Source organism: Ferroglobus sp., from assembly GCF_015521575.1.
Lineage (GTDB): Archaea > Halobacteriota > Archaeoglobi > Archaeoglobales > Archaeoglobaceae > Ferroglobus.
Window position 1 is genome coordinate 1 of the sequence record NZ_WANY01000195.1, and the last position, 8,141, is coordinate 8,141.

General features: G+C 42.8%; 11 protein-coding genes. 6 read left to right on the forward strand and 5 right to left on the reverse strand.

The window, feature by feature from the left end; translation table 11 throughout:
- A partial coding sequence (locus F7C14_RS07625) for a Cdc6/Cdc18 family protein (protein WP_367114349.1) occupies positions 1-701 on the forward strand: 701 nt, incomplete at its 5' end.
- Here the strand turns inward: F7C14_RS07625 and F7C14_RS07630 are convergent.
- The 5 genes from F7C14_RS07630 to F7C14_RS07650 form a co-directional block, all read right to left on the reverse strand.
- Positions 682-1,722 carry a tRNA (guanine(10)-N(2))-dimethyltransferase gene (locus F7C14_RS07630; protein WP_290901532.1) on the reverse strand — a complete coding sequence of 347 codons (1,041 nt, stop codon included), beginning with the start codon at positions 1,720-1,722 and terminating at the stop codon, positions 682-684. The two genes, F7C14_RS07625 and F7C14_RS07630, sit on opposite strands and share 20 nt — an antisense overlap.
- Positions 1,700-2,206, reverse strand: coding sequence for an NTPase (locus F7C14_RS07635; protein ID WP_290901534.1), 507 nt, complete (start codon positions 2,204-2,206; stop codon positions 1,700-1,702). Before F7C14_RS07635 ends, F7C14_RS07630 begins: the two co-directional genes overlap by 23 nt.
- A 31-nt stretch (positions 2,207-2,237) precedes the next feature.
- Positions 2,238-4,049 carry an aldehyde ferredoxin oxidoreductase N-terminal domain-containing protein gene (locus tag F7C14_RS07640; protein ID WP_290901536.1) on the reverse strand — a complete coding sequence of 604 codons (1,812 nt, stop codon included), beginning with the start codon at positions 4,047-4,049 and terminating at the stop codon, positions 2,238-2,240.
- Positions 4,024-4,656 carry a hypothetical protein gene (locus tag F7C14_RS07645; protein WP_290901538.1) on the reverse strand — a complete coding sequence of 211 codons (633 nt, stop codon included), beginning with the start codon at positions 4,654-4,656 and terminating at the stop codon, positions 4,024-4,026. Before F7C14_RS07645 ends, F7C14_RS07640 begins: the two co-directional genes overlap by 26 nt.
- A 64-nt stretch (positions 4,657-4,720) precedes the next feature.
- Positions 4,721-4,945: a ferredoxin family protein gene (locus F7C14_RS07650; RefSeq protein ID WP_290901540.1), complete on the reverse strand. Its 225-nt coding sequence runs from the start codon at positions 4,943-4,945 to the stop codon at positions 4,721-4,723.
- A 107-nt stretch (positions 4,946-5,052) separates the two neighbouring features.
- On the opposite strand from F7C14_RS07650, the gene F7C14_RS07655 reads away from it, so the two are divergent.
- The 5 genes from F7C14_RS07655 to F7C14_RS07675 all read left to right on the forward strand — a co-directional run.
- On the forward strand, positions 5,053-6,015 hold the full coding sequence (locus F7C14_RS07655; RefSeq protein WP_290901542.1) for an AAA family ATPase: 963 nt from the start codon (positions 5,053-5,055) through the stop codon (positions 6,013-6,015).
- The gene (locus tag F7C14_RS07660; protein ID WP_290901545.1) at positions 6,006-6,506 is read left to right on the forward strand and encodes a chorismate pyruvate-lyase family protein; all 501 of its coding nucleotides are present in this window, start codon (positions 6,006-6,008) and stop codon (positions 6,504-6,506) included. Before F7C14_RS07655 ends, F7C14_RS07660 begins: the two co-directional genes overlap by 10 nt.
- Before the next feature lie 31 nt (positions 6,507-6,537).
- Positions 6,538-6,732: a CooT family nickel-binding protein gene (locus F7C14_RS07665; protein WP_290901547.1), complete on the forward strand. Its 195-nt coding sequence runs from the start codon at positions 6,538-6,540 to the stop codon at positions 6,730-6,732.
- Positions 6,722-7,726, forward strand: a complete 1,005-nt coding sequence (locus F7C14_RS07670; protein WP_290901549.1) for a type II glyceraldehyde-3-phosphate dehydrogenase — start codon at positions 6,722-6,724, stop codon at positions 7,724-7,726. Before F7C14_RS07665 ends, F7C14_RS07670 begins: the two co-directional genes overlap by 11 nt.
- A 181-nt stretch (positions 7,727-7,907) precedes the next feature.
- Positions 7,908-8,141 (forward strand): hypothetical protein (locus tag F7C14_RS07675; protein WP_290901551.1); only part of this gene is annotated, 234 nt, incomplete at its 3' end.

The window sequence follows — 8,141 nt, forward strand, 5'->3', positions numbered from 1 at the left end:
ATTCTCCTCTCGTTTTAGTTCTCGACGATGCAAACTTTGCGGAAAGAGGGGTAATAGAAGAAACGCTTTTATCCATTCTCAAAGCTCATGAAGTTGTCGAAGGTGTGAAGACGAGTATAATTCTTATTTCAACTGATTTTAAGTATCTTGCAGGGTTTTCCTCCGAGCTTCTTTCCGTGTTCCACCCAGATGAAATATATTTCCCTCCCTACAGCGAGGAGGAAATTAGAGAGATACTTCTCGACAGAGCAAAACTCAGCTATGTCAACTTCAAAGAGGAGGCTTTCGAGGAGATAGTCAAAGAAACAGCCAATTACGCCGACTTAAGGTACGGATTGAGCTTGATGAAGCAGGCAGCGATAATTTCTTGGAAGTTGGGGAAAGAGGCTGTTGATGAAGAGTGTGTTGAAATGTCGAAGGAAAAGGGGAAAATCGTGTTCTTTAGGAAGATGATTCTTGCGTTGAACGAGAAAGAGAAGGATGTTCTCAAAGCCATTTACACTTCAAGTTATAAAAGAGCTGCGGAGATTTTTTCGGAGGTTAGAGGAATGAGTTACTCGAAGTTCAACGAGATCCTGAGGAAACTCGAATACTTGCGTTTGATAGATGTCGTGACGAAGTACGAAAAAGGTTTGTCGAGCATTGTTGTGAGGAGGTTTAAAGCGGAGGAAATACTGAGAGCTATTGAAGAGCTAAAATAACCTTCTTCAGAACTCCAACTTCTGCATTAGTTTTTAAATTCGCCCCCTCAAACCTCGTTTTCGAGGCTTCGTACCCCATATCTCTAAGTTTCTCGATAATTTTTGAAAGCGAAGGAGGAGAAACGCGAAGTTTGAAACAGATTGCGTGGATGTTGTAGTAGCCGATTGAGTGCATTTCTTCTTTTATCCTTCCTAAAAGTTTTTCAACGCTTTTTTCAGCTTTTAAATTTGAAACAAACTCTTTCGAATGAAGCTCTCCAAGCCAGAGAGGGCCGAGCTCAACGAACTTCTTTCCGCAGGAGCAAACAGCCTCAGGCTCTTCGTAAAAGTTCCTCCAAGTTCTGTTTAAACAATTTTTGCAGTAGTAGAGAAATCCTATTTTCTCGTATAGCTTTCCAGCCAATCTTGGAGAGCTTTTGAATTTAACGTAAACCCTGTAGTAGTGCTCCTTTGCCCACGAAATTAGAACTTCCAAACTCTTTTCGTATTTCGTTGCCTCCCTTGCTATTTTTCCAATTAGATTTCTCAATCCAACTTCGTGGTAAAATTCAGTCTTTATTGCGTAGGTTGAGTACTTTCTCAGCCCAGAAACTGGAGCGGAGCCGCACAAAGCAGCGGTGTCCGTAGCAGTGACGCTCAAAAACCTCTTGGCAGAGAAGCAAGCCGCATCTATAAACTCTGCTGGCGAACCAAAAGGGTCGAGGTCTATGTGGTCGAACTTCCTTTCCCTCATTAAAGCCACCGCATCCCTGCAAAGAACCTCCGCCTTCAGCTCGTTCATCTCCAAATTTTTCCTTATCACTTCACAAGCTTTTGGATTCTTATCGTTAAAAACGACATTGTCGTAATCTGCCTCAAGCATAGCTCTTATTCCTCTCACACCGCTTCCAGCTAAAGCATCGAGGTAATTCTTTGCTTTCAACTCAGAAAAAACAACCATGTCTACATCTCTGCAAAACTTCATCCTCGGATTGTAAAAAACGCCATCAGTCACTATCTTAGCTTTTCCTTCCTCTAACAATCTCTACCACCTCTTCCACCACTTTATCTCTGTTCTCTTCCGTCAGAGTAATAACTCTGAACTTCCTCCTTATTTCATCCAAGATTCTATGGCGAGCTTTGTAATGAATCGTGAAAATTACGCCGTCTCTATTGAGCAAATTTTCGACGAAGTCAACAAATTTTCTACTTTTAAGCTCCATAGGACCTACTTCGTCGATTATAATCAAATCCGAAACGAGAGAGATCGTGTCAAGAAAACTTTCAAGGTTCTCAACGAAGACAACGTACTTCCCAACTTTGACCTTTCCTTCTCCTACTTTTGCAAGCCAGCTTTCCTCTCCGCTCTCAAGATTGACGAGTTTGAACCCTACTCTTCTTCCCTTCTCTCTCACCTCTTTCGTAACAAATCCAGAAATTTCCATCTCGTCCCTTAATCTTTCAAAAATTCTTAAGCAAGCCGTGGTTTTTCCTATCCCCGGTCTTCCAGTAAAGGCTATCTGCACGAAGTTTTCTTGAGGGGAAGGAATATAAAAATTAGGGGCAGCCGTTTTCCTTCCATCCTCTAAACCTGTAGTAGTCTCTCAGCATTTTCACAACATCTTCGAATCCTATCTCTCTCCCGGTCAAATAATCCCTCCAAACTTTCTCCCCTTCCCAAGTTTTGAGGGGTTTGAAGAACTTTTCCGGAGGGAGGTCTTCTTTCATCGAGTAACCTTCCGAACAGTTCAATTTCCTGCAAATGGTAAAAGCTCTTCCTGCAGCGTTGACTATCTCATCTTTACTCGTTTCGATTCCTGTAGCTGAGATGAAGAGTTCTTTAACAGTTTCTATGTCCAGATTTTTCGCTATGCTCTCTCTTCTGCATATCCCCATTCCGTTTAAAGTCCAAAGCCAGTTTTCAGCTGCCAAGGTGTATAAAGCGGAGTTAAAGCCGTTTTCAAAGGTTTTTTCTATTAAATCCTCGCTCGCCCCTATGCTTCTCATGTATCTTTTCAAGCTCTCTCTGCTTCTCCCCGGCAACACTGTTGGAGTAACCGGTCCTTCTTGAGCTCCCCTCGGATTCGTTAACAATCCAAAAGCTTCGCTTCCAGATGAAACTCTCGGATCGAAGAGGGGCTCCATTTTCTTGATGAAGTAGTCATCGAACTCCGCTATTTCCTTTACCCCATCAATTCCTTTAGCAAGCTTCTCCCCGAGTTCCTTTCTTTCAGTCACGAGCTTCAGAAACTTTACAACACTATTAAAGTCCCTTTTAATTTCCAAATCGATTCTTCCCTCCTCTTTTAGCGTTGCGAGTATGTCGAAAAGTTCGGCAAAAAGCATGGCATCTATCCCAAATCTGTTGGCAAGGTCATGGCAGAAAACCGCTTCTTCAGCTTTCTTTACTCCACACTTCACACCGAATTCGTAAGCAACTCCAAGGTAAAGGGACGCTTTAGTCACAATTTCTTTTCCGTTAACTCTCGCTTTTAAAACAGCTTTGCAAGGAGAAGGACACCCGTGACATCCCAAATTTCTGACCTTAATTTTCTCAAGGTACTTTCTAACTCCAAACTCCTCCGCAATCTCTTTGTTTACCGCTTCGCTCTTCATTTTATTCGCAAGATAACCGAGCTTCGCCCAGCTGTCCCAAGCCGCCATTATCCCGACTTCGGCATAGATCTTCGTCACCTTGTCCGAAAGTATTCTCTTTCTCAAAAACTTCACGATTTCGTTGAATCTGATCTCATCTCTTATTCTACTCTTCTTCCCCCCTCCAACCCTTATAGCTTTCAGATTCTTGCTTCCAAGAACTGCCCCAAGTCCAGCTTTTCCTAAGTGGTGCACCCCATCTATTAAAGTCAAAGCGTAACTAACCAAATTCTCTCCTGCCTGACCGATCGTCAGAACGCTTTTCCCCTTCTCTTTTAAAAGCTCATAGCTTTCAACAGCATCTTTTCTCCAGAATTTTGCTTTATTTATCTCAACGCTTCCCTCGCTTATGTCGATCCACACAGGCTCTTCTGCCTTCCCCTTTATCACTATCAAATCGTATCCGGCTCTTTTCATGTCCCTCGCAAAAGCACCTCCCGCAACCGATGGGCCGTAGGTGTTGTTGAGAGGATTTTTCGTTACCGCAACTACTTTACTTGCCCCCGGAACTGGCGTGTTCGTCAAAATTCCTGCAGCGAAAATCACGAAATTATCCTCGTCGAAGGGACTAAACTTTCCGGCGAGTTTTTCAGCTATTTCGTAAGCGATGCCGATTATTCCGAGATTTCTTTCGTAAGCTTCCAGCTCGATCTCCACTTCTTCCCATTTTCCCTCGCTTAGGTCGATTTCAAGAAGCTTGGACGTGAAGCTCATATTTCACAGCCTCTGGAGTTTTGATGTTAAAACTTCTGATTTTCCTCGTTAGTAAATACGATATCGCTCCAGTGATGGCAATTATCACTCCTCCAAAAACATCCTCCTTTCCGTGAAGTTCCGGGGGTTTTATTGCTTTGTAGGAGAGGTACGTCAACGTTACTATCGTTCCGATAGTGAAAGCTGAAAACAGTACTGCAACGATGAACATCTGATGAACGCTACTTGCGGCAAGCATGATCGGGATGAGAGGAATGCACGGAGATAAGCCAAGTATTAGAAGTATAGACGTTGTAGTCGCTGAATGTGCGTGGTGATGAGGCTTGAGCAAAGAGATTAAGGCGTAAGCTAATCCGAAAATTATTAAGAGAAGGGGTATGCTGCTTTCAATTCTCTCTGCAAAACCGATTAAATTCAGTCCCAAGTAAGTGAAAAACCCTATAACTATCGAAAAGCTCACGTGTATCGTTGAAACTAAGAAAGCCAAAAACAAAGTCTTTTTCAGCGACCATTTTCTTGCTTTTCCAAGGGCTGTGATAGGCAAGTAGTGGTCCGGAGCCAATGAGTGCAGCACGGCTATGCTTACAGCAGCAATCTCGACTACCATACCAACCACTTTTAAAGTTATTTTGAAAAGAAGACAAGATAACTTGATTTAAATCTTTCGCTATTTAAACTTCAACTACTCTAATACATCCGCTCGGACAAATTTTCTCGCACTTTTTACATCCAATACACTTCTCCTGATTCGTTGGGAATGGTATTAACCTCCTGAACCTTTTTCCGAAAAAGCTGAATTCTACTTCCTTCCAACCCCAAACTCCTCTTTCGCAAACCGCAACGCATTCTCCAGCCCCACCACACCTTTCCACATCGAACTGGACTCTGAACTTCATGTTCTGCCCTAAAAGGGATGAGGATTAAAAATAAGAAGGAGTTTTGATCGGTTTTGTAAAAACCGAAGTTAGCAAATTTATATTATCCCTTTCCCGAATCAACTTCGATGAAAATTATCGCCTTTGTTGGCTTACCGTTGAGCGGTAAATCTACTGCAGCAGAAATAGCGAGGGAAATGGGAATTCCAGTTGTCGTGATGGGAGACGTCGTAAGAGAGGAAACAAAGAAGAGAGGGCTTGAATTAACGGACGAAAATGTGGGAAAAGTTGCCTCGGAGCTGAGGAAAAAAGAGGGGATGGATGCGATAGCGAAGAGAATAATTCCGAAAATAAGGGAGCTGGGGAAAAATCATGGAGCAGTTGTTGTAGATGGAATTAGGGGAATAGCGGAAGTAGAAAGGTTGAAAAAAGAATTTGGAGAAGACTTCATACTCATCGCTATCGAATGCCCCCTCGAAATAAGATTTCAAAGAGCTTTGAAAAGAAAGAGGGAAGATGACGTGAAGACGATAGAAGACCTTAAGAAGAGGGACGAAAGGGAGCTCTCTTGGAGCATGGAGGAAGCTATAAAAATAGCTGACTTTACCATCGAAAACACATCGACGCTGGAGGAGTTTAAAGAGAAAGTTAGAACTCTTCTCGACAGGATAATTGAGAAGGTCGAGATCGAAATTGAAACAGACATTCATCCGACAGAAGACCCCGAGAAGGTCGTAGGAGCTGTGAAAAACATTTTCCCCGATGCGGAAATCGAAATTGTGAACGGAAAATTAAAAGCTAAGGCAAAGAGTTTGGAAAAATTCAGAGATCTCATAAGAAGGCAGAGGATTCTTGACACCGTAAGAAGCGAGATTATAAAAAATAGGAGAGGAAGAGAGGTAACATTGCTCTTAAACAAACAGGTCGCTACTGTCTCTAAAATAAGCTTCACCGACTATGATGCGACACTCTCTCCAATTATAGTAAGAATTCGGCTTTACAGAGTCGATTTCGAGAAGTTTCTGAACTACGTTGCCCCAAAAACGAAAGCTGGAAAACCGGTTGGAGAGGTGGAGAGCCTTTGGAGTTAAATCCTCTCTTAAAAATCCTCGCTACAACCGATGGCTCGGTAACGACGATTTTAGAGGCTTTAACTGGAAAAGATGTGAAAATAAGAACCCTCGCTCAAAAAGTTATTAAAGCCGATGAAAGGATAGCGGAACTTTTAAAGATAAATGCTGGAGATTCCGTGAATTGGAGAGTGGTAGAAATTCTTTCTGACGAAATTTTAGCTTTGGCTGTTTCTTATTTTCCCATTAAAATCGTCTTTAACGGAGTTAGAGAAGATTTGATGAGGGCTGACGTGCCAATTGGGAAAATAATAAGGAAGCACAACCTTGAGGTGAGGAGGGACGTTAACTGGTTCGAAGTGAAGAGGATAAGAGGTTTGAAGGAAAAATTCGGAGAAGAACACTTTCTCGTTAGAAATTACAACATAGTCCATCGTGGAAAAATTCTCTTCAACATAACTGAATACTTTCCCGTCGAAAGACTCACGAGGATGTTTTTAAAACCCGGATAACATTTTTCTTTACTCCCATAGAGCTTCTAACATGTGCGAATCTAAGGTAGTTTTCAGAAAAGGTGATTCGGAAGAGTTGTTAATGGAGGATGTTGTTAGGGTTGAGGTGGAAAACGGAAAGCTTAAACTCTATGGGCTTCTTGGTGAGTACAAGGAGGTTGAAGGAAAAATCGCTCTTATGGATATGAGAAGCCATAAAATCGTGGTGGTGCCCTATGAAGGTTAAAGTAGCCATAAACGGGTACGGAACGATTGGGAAAAGAGTTGCTGACGCAATAAACTTGCAGAAGGATATGGAAGTCGTGGGAGTTACCAAAACGAAGCCGGATTTTGAAGCAAAGCTTGCCGTTGAAAAGGGTTACAAGCTTTACGTAGCGATTCCAGAGAGAATAGAGTTTTTCGAGAAGGCAGAAGTAAAGGTTGAGGGAACGATAGACGATCTGCTCGAAAAAGTCGACGTGGTCGTTGACTGCTCTCCAAATAAAGTCGGAGCAGAAAACAAGCCGAAATACGAAAAGGCTGGAGTTAAAGCCGTCTTCCAAGGAGGGGAGAAGAGCCACGTTGCTGAAGTTTCCTTCAACGCCCTCGCAAATTACGATGAGGCGAGAGGAAAGAACTTCGTCAGAGTCGTTAGCTGCAACACAACCGGCTTGGCAAGATTTATTTCAGTCGTTAAGAGTGTGGCTGACGTGAAAAAGGTTAGGGCGACAATGATAAGGAGAGTCGTCGATCCCAAGGAGGACAAGAAAGGACTCGTGAACGGAATAATGCCGGATCCAGTTAAACTTCCATCACACCACGCTGAAGATGTTAAGACGGTACTTCCCGACGTTAACATTGTCACGACCGCTTTTAAAGTTCCAACCACACTCATGCACGTCCACGGCATTTCAATTGAGCTTGACGGAAAACTTGAGGACATTGTCGCAGCTCTGGAGGAGGAGCCGAGGATAATGCTGGTATCAGAAGAGGATGGATTTACCTCGACGGCAAAAATAATCGAGTATGCGAGGGAGCTCAGAATGAGGTACGACATCTTCGAAAACGTTGTTTGGCGGGAAAGCTTGGCGATTCACGAGGGTGAGCTGTTCGCCGTTCAGGCGATCCATCAGGAGGCTATCGTTGTTCCGGAAAACGTTGATGCTATCAGAGCGATGTTCGAGATTGCTGAGAAGGAAGAGAGCATAAGGATGACCAACGAGACCCTTGGAATCAAGTGATTTTCCCGCAACGGTAGGCTTGAACTCAGGACATGCGATGGATTTAAAACGTGAAAACTTGTATTTTTTGTTTAAGTATTTATTCATCTTCGAAATCCTCTGCTCTGTCAGGAGAGTAAATCCCAAGAGAGTAAGAACGCTTCCAGAATGAGTTTAAAAGAATAGTGATCGATTGAATACTATGGAGTTGAAAAGATATCTACCTTATGTCGTAATTTTTTCGATTTTAATTGTATTTTTGAACTACTACCCTCACCCTCCTTTCCCCTCCTACTGCGGTTACACGGTTAAAATTTCAGCTGAAAACAACACAACCTTAAAGCTTTATCTACCTCTCCCTATAAACGAAAAAGGCGAAGTCGTTCTTGAAAAGGTAGGTGAATCGAGTGCATTTCGCAGATCTTCCGACATATTC

Bases quoted from the DNA above. Each gene is read 5' to 3' on its own strand.
- F7C14_RS07655 (WP_290901542.1), top strand. From the start codon at position 5,053: ATGAAAATTATCGCCTTTGTTGGCTTACCGTTGAGCGGTAAATCTACT.
- F7C14_RS07665 (WP_290901547.1), top strand. From the start codon at position 6,538: ATGTGCGAATCTAAGGTAGTTTTCAGAAAAGGTGATTCGGAAGAGTTG.
- F7C14_RS07670 (WP_290901549.1), top strand. From the start codon at position 6,722: ATGAAGGTTAAAGTAGCCATAAACGGGTACGGAACGATTGGGAAAAGA.
- F7C14_RS07650 (WP_290901540.1), bottom strand. From the start codon at position 4,945: ATGAAGTTCAGAGTCCAGTTCGATGTGGAAAGGTGTGGTGGGGCTGGA.
- F7C14_RS07645 (WP_290901538.1), bottom strand. From the start codon at position 4,656: ATGGTAGTCGAGATTGCTGCTGTAAGCATAGCCGTGCTGCACTCATTG.
- F7C14_RS07640 (WP_290901536.1), bottom strand. From the start codon at position 4,049: ATGAGCTTCACGTCCAAGCTTCTTGAAATCGACCTAAGCGAGGGAAAA.